Here is a 16,133-nt window from a genome sequence, read left to right as displayed (position 1 = left end):
CCGCCACCACCCGGTGGCCTGCACCACCAACTGAAACTGGATCGAATACAACCCGGACTCAAAGACCGGGTGGTCCCGTCATCGGGGACCGGCCAACCGCGATGCCTTTCGCGGGACATCAGAAAATGCTGCCACAGAGCAGCCGCTCGGGGTCCATAGCCAGCGCAGCGGCGAGGGACCCGGCGGCACGGCGCGTTCTGATGGATACGCGAAACGCCGGGAAACCGATCGATTCGTCGACGGGGTTCCACCGCATCCTCGAAGATCCATGCCATGCAGGTCGGCGACGAGTACATCTACCGAACCAAACACTTCGCGCCATCACAGCGGGTCCGCATCCTCGGCATCGAGCGGCGGAAGACAACATCACGGGTGGACATCGAATTCTTGGACGGCGAGCAGCAAGGCGCTCAGGAGAACGTGCCGGGGAGTCGGCTGCGCGGGCCATGGGCGCAGGTAGAGGAATTCGACTGGTGGTGGGCCAACTGGGAACGCCTTAACGAGGACCACTATGAAATGACTGCGGTAGAAGAATACGCAGTAGCTCAAGTCTTCGGCAGCCTGATCCCGAACGAGGTCGCCGAGATCGACGGACGACCGATCAGAGACTGCATCGCGGTGCACGACACCACTACCCTCGAAGGGCTTCTCGGGATTCCTACGGAGAGACTCACCGCGGACATTGCCTGGTTCGAGGCGGACGACGTTGTGTACCTGTCGTCGGCGGCCGGCATCCTCATGGCCGAGCTCGCCTGCCGCCAGAATCCGACACCGATTCTTGAGCTTGTTCTGAAGGAAGAAGCCGAACAGCGGGAGCGCTGCAAGCACGGCAGAACTTTTCAGGCTGTGGATGGGTCAGGTGAACGGACCGCGACCCCCGAGCAGGAGTACGACTCCTACCGTAAACGCCACCGTCCCCGCCATGAGCTGCTTCGTCAGTGGTGCGGTCATCGAGCGGTCACCTTCCACGAGCGTCTGCTTGCCGCGGAGGCCGAAGTCGAGCGGCTGGACATCCTGGCGGCTCGGGCAATCGGCATAGTCAAGGAGAGCAATGCTTTCCTGGGCCAGGAGTTAGAAGAGGAACACGAACGAGAGCGCATCACGCCGGAGAAAATCCGCCCGGTTGTTGACCGGCCGCTCGATCCGTCGGAGATGCCCGTCATCTATGTCAAAAAGCGGCAGCACCGATGGTGGTAGCAGCGTCACGCGATGATGCTCGGCTGCCAGAAACGCTGTCTGCGGTGCATCTCCCTATGCGGCCGCCCGGTGGTGTTCCCCACCCGCTCGGTGAGCCTCGTCATTCTTGACCCAGACGAAGGCGACGCCGCTTCGGGGCATGACCCAGCCATCGAACTGCAAGCCGATCGTTCTGCCCGGCACTGTTTCTGGGCTCTTGGTGACGACGGTCTTGTGGCTGCTCGCGATGAAGTCGATCAGGTTGACGTAGGCGATGTCCGTGTCGCTGTAATCGAGGTCGATGTTGATTCCGCGGCTAGGCTGATCAACCGTGAACTGCAGCCACCGGCTCTGCGGCGCGGGTTGTAGGCGGTAGGTGAAGGCGATGGTTCGTGGTCGCGTCCGATGACCATCCGACAGTCCGAGATTAACGCTGTAGGTTTGCGCTCCCTTTCGAGCGCTCCGCCGGATGGCACGTTCCTCGCCATCAACGGTGAACTGGACCAGTTCGAAGGCTTCCTTGGCACCAGCGTCGATGCCGCTGGTCGGGTTGTAGTACCAGGCGAAAGTGGACGCGGGATCGTGTGTCAGGGCACGGTACTCGTCGGCATCGGATACCGAAACAAACCGGCGCACGGTGCCTGACGGCACGGTGGTGAATTCCTGCCGCACGGTGATCACAAGCCTGGAGGGATCGGTGGACATTGCGTGGGCGGTATCCGACGTCGGGGTGGTGATCCGAACCGAGAGTTTGACGTCATGCCATCGTTCGATGGATTGCACGGCCTGGTCGCGGATGTCCGTGTAGAGCTCCCGGGCGAACTCTCTGTCCTTGAGTCGCATCGCCAAGCTGTTGGCGATGATCTCGTCCAGGAGTTCAGGGGTGGCTACCCGCTGGAGGTCATCGTCAGCAAAGGCGAATCCCTTGATAACGGCTTCTTTCATGGCGGGCGCTTGCTCGATGAGCAGCCGCCGGAGGCGTGCTTCGTCTGCCTCTTGTTTTTCGCGCTCGAAGTAGCCGTCAAGCCAGACGCCGAGCAGGCCGGCGCCAACGAGGAGCGCGCCCAACTCACTCCACGGCACCCACGACAGCCATCCCAGCTCTCGCCCTGCCGGGAGGGACTTGCCGACCGCCATGAGCCCGACGCCCGTCACGAACAACACCACGACAGCGAGGAGTTTCTTGGTTCGGAGGAGTCGGTTCAGCGCATCATTCATAGAGTTTGATGCACCTATTGTACCAAGCTAGCGGAATTTGGCCTAGACCCAAAGGGGGGTGGGGCGTCCACTACGAGCGCCCCACCCTGCAGTCGAGGTGTCGGTCGTCAGCCGTTGCCGCCACCGATGAAGCCGTTTCCGCCGCCCATGGTGCCACCTCCTCCTGGTTCGCCTCGCCTACCGGCGGGTTTGCGATGGGGCTTTTGCCCAGTCGACGGGGCAAAACCGTCGGTTCTCTCGGCGAGGGCGACCCGACAATAAGGTACGAAACGCTTGGGGTCAATACGCTTGCGTACGTCGAACTCTGGCCGGTTCCGCCTGAGTCGTATGGGGTTGGGCATCATGCCCGACGACGCCAAGCCTCCGTTGAACGAGACCACTCGCGTATTCGGCTCTCGTGTCCGTGACCGCCGCCTCGAAATCGGCCTCAGCCAGGAAGCAGCGGCGGTTCGATGCGGCATTCACTGGACCCAACTCGGCAAGGTCGAGCGCGGGCAACGCAGTCTGCGCCTGGAAACCATCGTCAAGATTGCCGACGGCCTTGACATCGACGCGGGCAAGCTCGTCAGCGGATTGCCCATACCGGCGGCTGCGTCAGATTGAGCCCGCCGGATCTTGACTGAGACGGGCGATTGGCTCAGGCCGATCGTGCTCCATAGCGACTGCTCCGTACCAGGGTGCCCGCAGGCTGGGGGGATTGTCTGCCATCGCCCAGTCAGCTCGTCGGTTGTGCCCCACCTACTCCGGCCCGATCAGCCAATCCTGAGTCTGTATGGCTTCCGTCCAGTCCGCTTGAATGATGGACCCGTCAGTGAACATTGGAATCTGGCGCTCGCGAGCTGACGAGAGCAGCTCTGAGACGCGCTCACCGAAGCCGGCCGGATCATTCGCGGGAATCTCTCGGGCAAGGTCAGCCACTCCTCTCAGGAGTCCGAGCTGCACGCGGAAGCCCCCGAAGTTGACCGTCTCGAACGGACCTTCAACCGACGTGTCCTGGAGGCGGTCGCCAGCATCGAGCGCATTGATGAACGGCTGGTAGTAGGCGTGGAGGTAGCGATCCCACGTGACGTGGTCGAGCTGGATGGCGTCTTCAGCTGGCTCGTCGGGGTCGAAAGCATCGACCACCAGTTCCTCCCCGGTGGGGAAGGAGGCGACGCAGCCCAGTGCGAGCCACGGCGGGTCGGAGTCGATCGACAACACGGAACGCTTTTGCTCGCGGAGCTTCTCGGGAAGCGTGCGCTCCATGGCGCGCGAACGCCCCTTAGCTTCGGCTACCACCCACCCCGGGGAGGCCAAGCCAAATAGATCCGCACGCTTACGGCCGGTCCCGAAGACGACTCCGTACGTCGATGCGTAGCGGTCGATATGCAGCAGATGGCTGACACCAAGCACCTGGCGGCAGAAGATTGCTGTCATTGCCGTACCGAGGGCATAGGAGAGGCCGACGAGTTCGGATCGGTCGAGCTCGTGCGCCAGCCGCGAACGGGTGAGTGCACCATAGGGCCGACGACGAATGTAGGCCGGGATGAGTGACGTGCGGTACAGCCATTCCCAGGTCGACGCGCTGCCATAGCGGTAGCGGTCACCGGGGGCACGCCCTGTAGCGAACAGTGCATGGGCCAACTCCTCGGCCCGGAAGCTCAACTGGCCGTGCGGAACCACTGAAGTTGGGAACGCGTAGGCGTTGTAGTTCACCTCGAATGACGGTGAAAGCGGAATACCTACCATGATGCCTGTGTCTTTCCTCTGCTCGCTGCCCAGTGGCGCCGCCCCGTTCGGCGCCGCCCAGGTGGGCAGCCCAACCTCCCGGCGGAGTGCGGCAGCCGTTCCTTTGCAACCCGATACGGTCAGCCGAATCCGGGCGTCTCGATCTCGAACTCATCCGGGTATAGCCTGAGCACACTCGGTGGCCGGTCTTCGGGGATGTGAAGCAGAGGATGGTCGGTGGGGCGGTGGTGCTGTTGTCGGTAGGTTCCTTCGAACAGCACCATCACTGAGCCGCCCACCCCATTTTGGTTTCGTTTCGAGTTCGCATAGCGCCCCGCGTTGAGCAGTCCTCGGATATCCCGCCCGTCGTTTCCGACGGTGATAGTGCCATCGTGGAACAGCTGGACGAAGGTGCCGTTGTCGGCGCAGACAGTTGCCGCCACCGTGTGGCCGAGCGCTGGATCGGTCGGCACGTCGATATCTGGGCGCCGCGGCTTTGGACCCGGCACCTTCAGGCGTTCACCGATCTCGATGTGGACACTCTCACCCAGAGCGGTCTGGCGCTCCCTGCCATTAACAGTCCAAAGGTGCGCCGTTGAACGGACTTTGACGCGTCCATCGTAGAACAGGGATATACGGTCGCCGTTGCTGTTGCCAACCACATGCTTGTCGTTATTGGATGCCACTCATACCTCGCGGGGCAATGTTGGTGAATGATCGTGCGCGCTGACCTGCGGCGCATCGTCGACTACCGCCACCTCACGCCTCATCGGCACTGTCGGCGGCTGGCGCGAACTGGTGGGGGCCGGGCCATTCCTGGCAGATCAGCCTGGTCAGTTCGGCCGAACGCTTCACAATATCGGCGTCGGTCCACGCGTCAGGGTGGTCATCGATGAGCTCTTTGTTGAGGACGAGCAGGCTGAACTTGCTCAGCAGTGAGCGCTTGCCCTTGCCGGCCTCGCGCCCGGTGGGGGCGATGAGTTGCGTCTCGCTGTCAGTCCAAGGGCGATGCGAAAGCGACCCGTTGAGCTTCTGCGTGACCAGGGTGAGGTTGCCGAGTGTGTTGACGAGGCGGTCGCGTTCGCGGGCGGCCTCGCCGGTCAGGGGCGGCTGCTGATCCCAGTGCTGCTGCCACTTCTGTGGCATGACGTGCTCGATCTGCAGTGGCCCACTGAGACTGACGGATTCATGGCGTTCGGATCGCAGCCGCTGCTCGATCGCCTCGAGAACGACTCGAAGTCGGCTTTGTCGAATTGTCTTGTAGATGCGGAGTGTCGGCAGATACTCCTGCAGCTCATCGTCACTCGGCCACAGTCGTGTCTCGGCAGTCTGCACACTGAGGTAGCCGAACAGTGCGGTGCCGACTTTCTCCGGATCGATGCCGTCGAGGATCGCCAAAGCTGAGACCATGAACCGGTTGACGTCCTTCGTGGTGTAGCGCAGCAGCGTTCTGCGGATCACCCAGCTCTCCAGCGCACCCAGTGCCAGCTCAATCTGATCGTCGGGGACCTGGTGGTTCTCGGAGATGATCGACATCAGTAGCGGAGTGGTGGCGGCAAGCTCGAACTCTTGGATCACTCGCCGGTAGAAGCGTCCCGCTGCAGTGTCGGGCGGACATTCGGCCAGCGTGCGGTAGGTCTCCGCGTCACGGATCAGCTCAGTAAGCAGTGCCTCGGCCGATTCGACGGTTGTCATGTGATCGCTGGCGTACTGGATGAAGGCCCGAAATGTCTCATCGACCAGAATCTCCTCGCGTGTGCGCATCGTCAGCCAGTACTGCAGAAATGCGTCGATACGTGAGCGCAGGTGACGTCCCTGGGAAGCTTCATCGCGCCACCAGTCGTCGTCGAAGTCGCTCCAGAATCGGTCCGGCCAGCTATCGATGTCGGCATGGAGCCGCTCGCCCTGCTGGAAGACCCAGTTCTTGATCAGATCTGCCTTGAGCAAAGGTGTGCCGCGGTCGTTGAGCGTTTCGAAGATCAGTTGGTCGTCGTCATGCCCGGACAAGTTGATCGCCACGACGAGCAGGCGCGATTGCAGAACGTCGGTGAGTGCCTCGACGCGCTGCTTCTCGGTCCCAACCGCTTCTGGCTCGCCTTCCTCATACTCACCGGAAATCCAGGTGCGGATCTCAGTGCTGAAGAACTGGTGCGCCTCGGCAACGCGGTGCTCGGGATACTGGCCGCTGTCGGTTTGGACTAGGGCGTCGGCGAATGCCTCGCGGTCCGAGCGCGACGGCCAGAGCTTGAACTGCTCCGGCTTGCCTCGAAACCGCTTGGCCGCATTGACCGTCAGCTCCTCAAGCGCCTCGCCCTCGTCGGCGTAACCGAGGTCAGTGAAGGCCTTCTGAGCGGCATCGAGCAGCAACTGGAGGGTAGTCGTGCGCTGCTGACCATCGATGACAGCGTGCCTTGTGACGTCCCCGGAGATAGCCGGTTTGGACTTGAAGACGATTGCGCCAAGAAAGTGCCCGCCGATCTCCTTCAACGTGTCCTGATCGCCGTCCGCGGTGACCACGCGTTCAGCGACGCGCCTGACGTCTTGCCATAGAGGTGCCCACTGGTCCTCCTCCGACCAGACATACGGTCGCTGGAAGACCGGGATCTCGTAATGCACAGCACCGTCGAACAACGCTCGCGGCGCCAGCGCATCAGCTTTCATCAGGCGATCTCCCTCGACTCAATGAACCCCCAAGCAAGCATGCCTAGCTTAGGGAGAGCGCGGGGATTTCGCTGCACGATGGCGTACTTCAGCAGTCGAGCAGCATCGTTGCAAGAGATGAGCTTCTGCCACCCTGTTCATCATGGGGACGCCTTCAGATCACGCGGCGGGCGGGCGCGACAGCAGAAGAGGCCACACACCTGCGGAGCTGCCACACGCAGGGCCGTTCGTCACATGCGACGCATTTGCGGCGGCTCCGACTGATCTGTGATGCTCGCGGATCGAGTTCCAGTCCAATGACTGAGTGGTTGGCCGATCGGCGCGTGGCATTCCTCCCTCTGCACTCGGCTGGCCTGTGGTCCGGTCCGGAGGCCTCGCTTGGGATAGCTCTGGCGTACACGCTCCAGGGCATTTGCCCTAGTAGATGCCGCGAAGAGGGTCGAGGACCCGCGTCGTCAGTGATCGTCGCTATCGTTGTGGCTCAACTTGAAGGATCGCTGGCCGTGACGTGTCGTCACGCAACCGCACGTGAAGGGTGGACACCCGAGGATGGACAAGTCAAGCTTCGCCGTGTGGTTACGCACAGGTTCTGGTGTCGCAGTACACGATGGGATGGTGTGGTAATGGCCTTGAAGAAGTCTGACCTCTACACCTCGCTCTGGCGGAGTTGTGACGAGCTGCGCGGCGGGATGGACGCCAGCCAGTACAAGGACTACATCCTCACGCTCTTGTTCGTGAAGTATGTAACGGACAAAGCGAAAGCGGACCCTGACAGCCTAATTGGTGTGCCCTATGACGGTTCATTCGACGCCATGGTTGCTGCAAAGGGCAAGCAGGGCATCGGCAATCGTATGAATACCATCATCCACGCACTTGCTGATGCCAATGACCTTCGGAATGTCATCGACCTCGCCGACTTCAACGACGAAGAGAAACTCGGCAAGGGTAAGGAGATGCAGGATCGGCTTTCTAAGCTGGTTGCCATCTTCGAGGACATCGACTTCCGCGGCTCTCGTGCCGAAGGTGACGATCTACTCGGCGATGCCTACGAATATTTGATGCGTCACTTTGCGACCGAGTCGGGCAAGAGCAAAGGGCAGTTCTACACTCCAGCTGAGGTCTCGCGGGTCATTGCCAAGCTTCTGCAGATTCCCCGCAATACTCCTCATGCGCGCACGGTGTACGACCCGACATGCGGGTCCGGCTCGCTGCTCATCAAGGTGGCCGAAGAAAGTAAGTACGGACTGTCGATCTACGGCCAGGAGAAGGACAACGCAACCTGGGCCTTGGCAAAGATGAACATGATCCTCCATGGGTACGAGGATCATGAAATCGCCAAGGGGGATACGATCACCAGTCCGCATTTTGTGACCGGCAGCCACCTCAAGACGTTCGACTATGCGGTCGCGAATCCACCGTTCTCCCTGAAGTCCTGGAGCAACGGTCTTGAGAACGAATACGGTCGCTTTGACTACGGTTATCCGCCGGCAAAGAACGGTGACTACGCCTTTCTCCTCCACATTCTGAAGTCACTTAAGAGCAGTGGCAAGGCCGCCGTCATCCTCCCGCACGGCGTGTTGTTCCGCGGCAATGCTGAAGCTGGGATCCGCAAGCGCCTACTGCAGCACGGGTTCATCAAGGGTATCATCGGGTTGCCACCCAACCTGTTCTATGGCACCGGCATCCCGGCCTGCATCATTGTTCTAGACAAGGAGAACGCTCAGGCGCGGACTGGTGTCTTCATGATCGACGCCTCCAAGGGCTTCATGAAGGACGGCAACAAGAACCGTCTCCGGAGCCGTGATATCCACAAGATCGTCGACGTCTTCACGCGGCAGCTCGTGCTTGAGGGCTACTCGCGCATGGTTCCGCTCGCAGAAATTGCCGACCCAAAGAACGACTACAACCTCAACATCCCACGCTACGTCGACTCCTCGGAGCCTGAAGACATCCAGGACTTACACGCCCACCTGTACGGCGGCATTCCCGACCGTGACCTCGATGCCCTTGACGGGTACTGGGGAGCTTTTCCGCAGCTGCGCGCTCAGCTCTTCAAAACGATCTGCCCAGGCTACAGCGACCTGTCGATTGCCGTGACCGAGGTTCAGCAGACAATCCTCGATTCGATCGAGTTCCAAAAGTTCTCTACGGAGGTTCGTGAGCTGACGACAGAGTGGTTCAGTAGTCACCGTGACCAGCTCGCGCGCATCGATGCCGACACCCAGCCGAACCAACTCATCGCCCAGATCGGCGATGACCTTCTTGCGCGATTCAAAGACATCCCCTTGCTGGATGAGTACGACGCCTACGAGCAGCTGCTGGACTACTGGCACAGCGTGATGCACGACGACGTCTTCCTGATCATGAAGGATGGGTGGCTGGACGCGGCCAAACCCCGTAAGGCGATTGAGAACAAGGAGCGCAAGCTCACCGAGACACCAGACTTGGTGATCGGATCAGGCCGCGGCGTGACAAAGTACAAGATGGATCTCGTCCCGCCCGCACTCGTTGTGGCACGCTACTTCGCTGAGGAACAAACTCATATCGAAGAGCTGTCGGCGGCGGCCGAGGAGGCTGGCCGGGCGGTCGACGAGTACGTCGAGGAGCACGCGGTGGAGGATGGCCTGCTTGCCGAGGCCATGGAAGACGGAAAGATAAGCAAGGCACTGGCCGCAGCACGACTCAAAGTCGCCAAGTATGAAGACACCGACCCAGACGAGGTCAAGGCGCTCCAGCACCTGATCGGACTCTACAACGCACAAACCATCGCCAAGAACGCCGTGAAAGAAGCTCAGGCAGCGCTCGATCTGGCCACGCTCAAGAAATACGGACTCCTGACTGAGGACGAGATCAAGACGCTTGTCCTGAACGACAAGTGGGCGGCTACGATCGGCAATCGAGTCTCTCATGAAGTCAACGCCCTCACTCTCGCGCTGGTCTCGCGAATCCAGCAGCTCGGTGAGCGCTACACGGAGACCGTCAGTGCGCTCGATGCCGAGCTAGAGATGCTCGAAGCGAGGGTCGCAAGCCACTTGTCGGCGATGGGAATCCGTCCATGACGCCTCTCACCTCGAAGTGGCCTACAAAGTCTCTTGCCGAACTTGGCGCGCGAGTTACAAGTGGTTCGCGCGGATGGGCTTCGTATTATGCCGACCATGGGAGCCTTTTCGTTCGTATCACGAACCTCAATCGAAACAATATTTATTTAGACCTGACCGACTCACGCTTTGTCGATGTCGATCAACAGGACGCTGAAGCTATTCGTACTCGCCTTGCTCCGGGCGATATTTTGATCTCAATCACTGCTGACATTGGAATTGTCGGATATGTCGATGAAGCCGTACCATCGCCAGCGTACATTAATCAGCATATCGCACGTGTCCGCTTGAACCCAGAACTCGCCAATAGTCGATTTGTCGCGTATTACTTATCGAGCTGGGGGCCACAACGGAAGTTCGTGGGCGCCACGGATACAGGCGCGAAGGCTGGCATGAACTTGACCACTGTGGCCTCGTTGACAACGGTTGCCCCTCCTCTGGAGGAACAGGACAGAATTGCAGAAGTGCTAACCGATGTCGATCGCTTGATCGCTGCACAAAAGAGGATTATTGCCAAAAAACAAGCGGTCAAGCATGGCGTAATGCAACAGCTCTTGACGGGTCGTACTCGGCTGCCTGGATTCAGCGATCCTTGGGTCGATGTGAGGCTAGGCGATCATGTTACTTACGTGAAGACGGTCCCGCTCTCTCGTGCTCAATTGGACGATGCATCGCCACTCAGGTATCTCCACTATGGTGATATTCACACGCACAGCGGAGCGACATTCGACGCTGCCCGTGAATCTATGCCTCGGGCAGCCGCTCATCTCGCTAGACGTGCAGGTCGGCTAGAGCCTGGTGATCTGGTGTTTGCAGATGCATCGGAGGACCCGGTTGGGGTGGGAAAGTCCGTCGAAATAGCCTCTGTACCCTCGGAGGGGGTCGTTCCTGGATTGCACACCATCGCCGCGCGGTTTGATAAATCCGTACTTGCAAACGGTTTCAAGGGATATTTGCAGTTTATTCCAGCCTTCCGTGAGCCGTTACTCCGCTTAGTTGCGGGAACGAAGGTGCTCGCCACTACACGTTCACAGATATCGAGCATTGCTCTACCGCTTCCTTCCGCAGCCGAGCAGAAGGCTATCGCGGTAGTTCTCTCGAATATTGATTCTGAGATTACGGCTCTTTGCGTTCGACTTGCAAAAATGCAGGACATCAAGCGGGGTGTGATGCAGGAACTTCTCACTGGCCGCGTTAGATTGCCTATTGGGAGGGAAAATGAGTAACGTTGGCCAGATTGAGCGTAAGGCGCAGGAAAGGGTTGTCAAGCTCTTCCAGGAGCGGCTCAAGTTTAACTACTTGGGCAACTGGGAGCGCCGCGAGGGAACTTCAAATATCGAAGTCGAACTGCTCGTCCGGAACCTGCGGAGCCGCGGCTATGACGACAACCTGATCAACAAGGCCCTGGAGAAGCTTCAGAGAGCTGCGGCGGTCGGCAGCGGCCATGACCTCTACGAGGCGAACCGGGAGGTCTACAGCCTGCTGCGCTACGGTGCGAAGGTCAAGCCTGGCGCCGGTGAACAGTACGAAACGGTTGAACTGATCGACTGGAAGACCGCGACGAACAACGACTTTGCCGTCGCTGAGGAAGTGACAGTCCTCGGCCGGAACACCAAGCGGCCCGACGTCGTGCTCTATGTCAACGGGATCGCCCTCGTAACACTGGAGCTGAAGCGTTCCCGGGTGGCTGTCAGTGAAGGCATCCGCCAAACTATCGGCAACCAGTCGAAGGAATTCATTCGTCCGTTCTTCTCGACCGTCCAGCTCGTGATGGCAGGCAACGACGTCGAGGGTCTGCAGTACGCGGTTATCGATACGCCCGAGAAGTACTGGCTGGTATGGCGCCTCATCGCCGACATCGATCCGCAGACACGGGCCGAGGTCGAACGGGACGCGGCCAGCCTTGCCCTGGACCAGGGACTCGCGCAGATGTGCGCTAAGCACCGCTTGCTGGAAATTATCCATGATTTCGTCGTGTTCGACGCTGGAGTCAAGAAGACCTGTCGGCCGAACCAGTACTTCGGCGTGAAGGCGGCCCAGCGCAGAATTGCCAGCCGTGAAGGCGGAACCATCTGGCACACACAAGGGTCTGGCAAGTCGCTGACCATGGTCTGGTTGGCCAGGTGGATCCGCGAGAACCAAAATGATCCCCGGGTACTCATCATCACCGACCGTACCGAGCTGGATGAACAGATCGAACGAGTCTTCCGTAACACCAGCGAGCAGATCTACCGCACAAGCAGCGGGGCTGACCTCATTGCGACCCTCAACACCTCAACCGAGTGGCTCATCTGCTCGCTAATCCACAAGTTCCGCAATTCGGATAACGACAGCGAGCGGGACAAGGCGGGTGATGAGTTCATCAAAGAGCTGAATGCTCTGGTGCCGAGGGATTTTCGAGCAAAAGGCAACTTGTTCGTCTTCGTGGACGAAGCGCACCGCACTCAGTCGGGCAAGATGCACGATGCGATGAAAGAGCTGATGCCTGGGGCCATGTTCATCGGCTTCACCGGCACGCCCCTGCTCAAGACCGACAAGGCAACCAGTATCGAGACGTTCGGATCGTTTATTCATACCTACAAGTTTGACGAGGCCGTTGCCGACGGAGTGGTGCTCGATCTGCGGTACGAGGCTCGCAACATCGACCAGCGTCTGACCTCGCCGGCTCAGGTTGATAAGTGGTTCGAGCTCAAGACCAAAGGGCTAACCGATCTCACCAAGGCCGAGCTCAAGAAGCGTTGGGGTACGATGCAGAAGATCGTGTCCTCAGAGCCACGGGCCAAACAGATTGTCCAGGACATCATGTTCGACCTGGAGACCAAACCGCGGCTCGCGGATCTTCGTGGCAATGCCATCCTGGTCAGTGGCAGCATCTACCAGGCGTGCAAGTTCTACGAGCTGTTTTGTAACGCTGGACTTCAGGGCAAGTGCGCCATCATCACCAGCTACGCGCCAAGTCCCAGCGACATCTCGAAGGAAGATTCCGGCGAAGGGGCCACCGAGAAGCTTCGGCAGTACAACATCTATCGGCGGATGCTGGCTGACTACTTCGGGGAGCCCGAAGACACGGCCGCGACTAAGGTCGAGCAATTCGAGAAGGAGGTCAAACAGCAGTTTATCGACAGCCCTGGCCAAATGCGACTACTGATCGTTGTCGACAAGCTGCTGACTGGCTTCGACGCCCCGAGCGCGACGTATCTGTACATCGACAAGAAGATGCGTGACCACGGGCTATTCCAAGCGATCTGCCGCGTCAACCGGCTCGACGGCGATGACAAAGATTATGGGTACATCGTCGATTATCAGGATCTGTTCAATTCCCTTGAAGCCGCAATCGCCGACTACACTGGCGGTGCCCTCGACGGGTATGACAAGGAAGACGTCGCCGGGCTGTTGTCCGACCGTGTTCAGAAGGCTCGAGAGGATCTTGACAACGCGCTGGAGCGGATCCGCGCCCTCTGCGAACCGGTTGAACCGCCGAAGGATACGCCGCAATACTACCGCTATTTTGTCGCGATCGAGACCGGTAACGCCGAGCAGATCAAAGCGAACGAATCCAGGCGCGTCGATCTCTATAAGGCCGTTGCGTCGCTGACCCGGGCCTACGCCAACGTGGCCAACGACATGGACGAGGCTGGTTATACCGCCGAGGAGGCAGCGGCGATCCGCGCTGAAGTAGCGCACTACGTTGCTGTCCGCGACGAGGTGAAGCTGGGAGCAGGCGAGAATGTCGATTTCAAGCAGTACGAGGCCGGCATGCGCTTCCTTCTTGACACCTACATCCAAGCCGATGCCTCTGAAACCGTGTCGAATTTCCAGGACGCCGGACTTATTGAGCTGATCGCCCAGATTGGCGCCGGAGCCATCGACAAGCTCCCGAAGGGCATCAAGAAGAATCCGGAGCTGGTGGCTGAAACCATCGCCAATAATATTCGCCAGGTCATTGTTGACGAACGGGCGCTTAATCCTAAATTCTATGACAAAATGTCAGCGCTCCTCGATGCTCTGCTAGACGAGAGGAGAAGAGGAGCGCTTGAGTACAAGAAGTACCTCGACAAGCTACTCGATGTAGCCAAGAAGATACGCGCTACTGACACGGGCACCGAGTATCCGTCCTGGGCGGACGATGACGCAAAGCGCGCACTGGTAGACTTTTTCGGGCCTGATGCTCACCTGGCCCAGGCGGTAGATAATGCAATTCGTACGGCAAGACCTGACTCTTGGTTTGGCAATCCAATTAAGGAGCGCACGCTCATGAGAGCAATCCGAAAAGCCTTGCCGCCCGACTTTCCAAAACTGGACGAGCTGTTCAACCGGATAAAGGCGCGCCGTGAGTACTGGTAGCGCCTACCTCACTGTGAGCGGCATAGACGTCGATGTCATATACAAAGACATTAAGCATCTGCACATCGGCGTCTATCCGCCACTCGGCCGTGTTCGCGTAGCGGCGCCGGTCAGGTTAGACGACGATCAGGTGCGCCGGGCGGTCGTCCAACGGCTGCCATGGATCAAGCGGCAGCGCGAACACCTTCAGGCTGTCGATCGGCAGCCTGTGCCGGAGATTGTCAGCGGTGAGTCTCACTATGTCTGGGGGCTGCGATACCGGCTACGCGTCAATGAGCGGCCCGGACACGCGCACTTCGAGGTCGACGGTAAGCGATTGATGCTATATGTTCCCGCTGGGTCCACAGCGGCTCATCGCCGTCGACTGCTCGACCGCTGGTATCGTGCACAACTCCGTCAAGCGATCCCGCCGCTCATTGAGAAGTGGGAGGAAAAGCTCCAGCTTTCGGTGCCTCGCTGGAGCATCCGGCGCATGAAAACCAAGTGGGGCTCGTGTAACCGCGAAACCCACCATATTTGGTTCAATCTTGAGCTCGCGAAGAAGCATCCGGACTGCCTGGAATATATCGTCGTCCACGAAATGATGCACTACCTAGAGAGCGCCCATGGAAAGCGGTTCATTAAGCTTATGGACGATCATCTTCCGAATTGGCGCGCACGGCGAGATCAACTCAATGAATCACCGCTCGCTGAGGAATCATGGGTCTAAACTAGCTTCATAAGTTTCAGCTGGGCGTGTATAAAGTGGAGCACTCGTGGAATGATGGGCACGCGGACACCCGTGCCCCCGCCGATCCTCAGCACCATCCCGCGGCCGGCCACCGCCTGGCCGCATCCGCCGCAAGCTCCTGACCATCCGCGCCGTCGTCCTGGATCTCTTCCAGTAGAGGTTCGTCGCTCCTCCGCCAAACGTGCCGTCGTCTTCACTGCTGGACGCTTTCACGCCAGCTGGTCGTAGGTGAGCGTCGACCGTTATCCGTAACGCCTTGCGACTTGTGTGCGACGTTCGTAGCGGGCCGCGACCATAAACGACCAGGAAAGAACTGCACATGCCCACGATGATTCGGGTTGGCGAACGCTACCACCGCCTCGGTGGCAAGACCCGTAGAGTGACGCGTCATCAGGTCGAACGGTGCCCGCAGCTCGCGCGGCGCTGATCGCGGTGGCGCAGCTGGGTGAGAAAATCACCTACACCGACTTAGCGGCGGCCATCGGCGCATATAACTATCGCAACATCGGGATGCTGCTTGATGCGGTGGCCGTTGACTGTGAGAAGCGTGGTGAGCCGAATTTGCCTGCCATTGCGGTCACTGTCGCCACTCGCGAACCGGGCTATGAGTACGCGCACGGCAACTACGATCGCGTACATAGCGACCAGCAGGAAGTATGGAACCACTGGCGCAGGCGCAGACGCCACTGAGAGGAGGAATGACTCCAGCGTTTGGTCGTTACGGTCGGTCGCATGGCGCCGACATTCGCAACTACCTCGTGAGAGGGACAGCGAGCTGCCGGTCTTCACCTCATGGGCCGGCTCCCGCCCGCCGGTCGTGTCTTGACTCCCGCCTTGATCAGCGCTCGTCGTACCGTCTGTGGCCAGACTCCGAACCGAGTCCCAATCTCCGACAGCGACAATCCCTCCTCCTCGTACATCCGAGCAGCCATCCGCACGTCGCTCTCGCTCAGGCCTTGCCGTCGCATCCTCACACCTTGTTCAGCCAGCAGCCGCAGTACGCTGCCCTGGCTCAGGCTGAACTGCTCTCGAAGCTCGGTGGTTGTAGCTCCTGCTCGGTACGCCTCCGCCAGCTCCTCGGCTACACCCGAAGCCAGTCGCTGCGACAGCTTATGAACGGACGGCAGGGGAGTGTCCTCACATTCCGGCCGTCTGACCTGCAACGATGCCGCCATCTCGACAAGCTTCCGTAAACGTAC

General features: G+C 59.7%; 11 protein-coding genes. 7 read left to right on the top strand and 4 right to left on the bottom strand.

The window, feature by feature from the left end; all coding sequences use genetic code 11:
- Nucleotides 1-273 precede the first annotated feature (273 nt).
- On the top strand, nt 274-1,197 hold the full coding sequence (locus AB0L97_RS15515; protein ID WP_364429603.1) for a hypothetical protein: 924 nt from the start codon (nt 274-276) through the stop codon (nt 1,195-1,197).
- Between the two features lie 54 nt (nt 1,198-1,251).
- On the opposite strand, the gene AB0L97_RS15510 is transcribed toward AB0L97_RS15515, so the two are convergent.
- Entirely contained in the window at nt 1,252-2,394 is a 1,143-nt protein-coding gene (locus AB0L97_RS15510) for a hypothetical protein (protein WP_364429600.1), read from the bottom strand.
- 342 nt (nt 2,395-2,736) lie between these two features.
- Between AB0L97_RS15510 and AB0L97_RS15505 the strand changes: the two genes are divergently transcribed.
- Nucleotides 2,737-2,997, top strand: coding sequence for a helix-turn-helix transcriptional regulator (locus AB0L97_RS15505; protein WP_062969593.1), 261 nt, complete (start codon nt 2,737-2,739; stop codon nt 2,995-2,997).
- Nucleotides 2,998-3,132: 135 nt separating this feature from the next.
- Here AB0L97_RS15505 and AB0L97_RS15500 read toward each other — a convergent pair whose 3' ends face one another.
- The 3 genes from AB0L97_RS15500 to AB0L97_RS15490 all read right to left on the bottom strand — a co-directional run bounded on the left by AB0L97_RS15500 (nt 3,133) and on the right by AB0L97_RS15490 (nt 6,762).
- Entirely contained in the window at nt 3,133-4,089 is a 957-nt protein-coding gene (locus AB0L97_RS15500; protein WP_364429595.1) for a hypothetical protein, read from the bottom strand.
- A 152-nt stretch (nt 4,090-4,241) separates the two neighbouring features.
- Entirely contained in the window at nt 4,242-4,787 is a 546-nt protein-coding gene (locus AB0L97_RS15495) for a hypothetical protein (protein WP_364429592.1), read from the bottom strand.
- Nucleotides 4,788-4,860: 73 nt separating this feature from the next.
- Complete coding sequence (locus AB0L97_RS15490; protein ID WP_364429589.1) at nt 4,861-6,762, bottom strand: DUF262 domain-containing protein; 1,902 nt, start codon at nt 6,760-6,762, stop codon at nt 4,861-4,863.
- 623 nt (nt 6,763-7,385) lie between these two features.
- Between AB0L97_RS15490 and AB0L97_RS15485 the strand changes: the two genes are divergently transcribed.
- The 5 genes from AB0L97_RS15485 (at nt 7,386) to AB0L97_RS15465 (ending at nt 15,624) form a co-directional block, all read left to right on the top strand.
- Nucleotides 7,386-9,821, top strand: coding sequence for a class I SAM-dependent DNA methyltransferase (locus AB0L97_RS15485; RefSeq protein WP_364429586.1), 2,436 nt, complete (start codon nt 7,386-7,388; stop codon nt 9,819-9,821).
- On the top strand, nt 9,818-11,086 hold the full coding sequence (locus AB0L97_RS15480) for a restriction endonuclease subunit S (RefSeq protein ID WP_364429584.1): 1,269 nt from the start codon (nt 9,818-9,820) through the stop codon (nt 11,084-11,086). Before AB0L97_RS15485 ends, AB0L97_RS15480 begins: the two co-directional genes overlap by 4 nt.
- The gene (locus AB0L97_RS15475; RefSeq protein WP_364429581.1) at nt 11,079-14,204 is read left to right on the top strand and encodes an HsdR family type I site-specific deoxyribonuclease; all 3,126 of its coding nucleotides are present in this window, start codon (nt 11,079-11,081) and stop codon (nt 14,202-14,204) included. The genes AB0L97_RS15480 and AB0L97_RS15475 overlap by 8 nt, the downstream gene beginning before the upstream one ends.
- Complete coding sequence (locus tag AB0L97_RS15470) at nt 14,191-14,913, top strand: SprT family zinc-dependent metalloprotease (protein WP_364429578.1); 723 nt, start codon at nt 14,191-14,193, stop codon at nt 14,911-14,913. Before AB0L97_RS15475 ends, AB0L97_RS15470 begins: the two co-directional genes overlap by 14 nt.
- A 423-nt stretch (nt 14,914-15,336) precedes the next feature.
- Entirely contained in the window at nt 15,337-15,624 is a 288-nt protein-coding gene (locus tag AB0L97_RS15465; protein WP_364429575.1) for a hypothetical protein, read from the top strand.
- Nucleotides 15,625-16,133: the final 509 nt, after the last annotated feature.

Source organism: Nocardia sp. NPDC051911, from assembly GCF_040681035.1.
Lineage (GTDB): Bacteria > Actinomycetota > Actinomycetes > Mycobacteriales > Mycobacteriaceae > Nocardia > Nocardia sichangensis.
Note: the sequence above shows the minus strand (reverse complement) of the source record. Positions and strands in the feature narration are given on the sequence as shown.

Bases quoted from the DNA above. Each gene is read 5' to 3' on its own strand.
- AB0L97_RS15510 (WP_364429600.1), bottom strand. From the start codon at position 2,394: ATGAATGATGCGCTGAACCGACTCCTCCGAACCAAGAAACTCCTCGCT.
- AB0L97_RS15505 (WP_062969593.1), top strand. From the start codon at position 2,737: ATGCCCGACGACGCCAAGCCTCCGTTGAACGAGACCACTCGCGTATTC.
- AB0L97_RS15490 (WP_364429589.1), bottom strand. From the start codon at position 6,762: ATGAAAGCTGATGCGCTGGCGCCGCGAGCGTTGTTCGACGGTGCTGTG.
- AB0L97_RS15480 (WP_364429584.1), top strand. From the start codon at position 9,818: ATGACGCCTCTCACCTCGAAGTGGCCTACAAAGTCTCTTGCCGAACTT.
- AB0L97_RS15485 (WP_364429586.1), top strand. From the start codon at position 7,386: ATGGCCTTGAAGAAGTCTGACCTCTACACCTCGCTCTGGCGGAGTTGT.
- AB0L97_RS15515 (WP_364429603.1), top strand. From the start codon at position 274: ATGCAGGTCGGCGACGAGTACATCTACCGAACCAAACACTTCGCGCCA.
- AB0L97_RS15475 (WP_364429581.1), top strand. From the start codon at position 11,079: ATGAGTAACGTTGGCCAGATTGAGCGTAAGGCGCAGGAAAGGGTTGTC.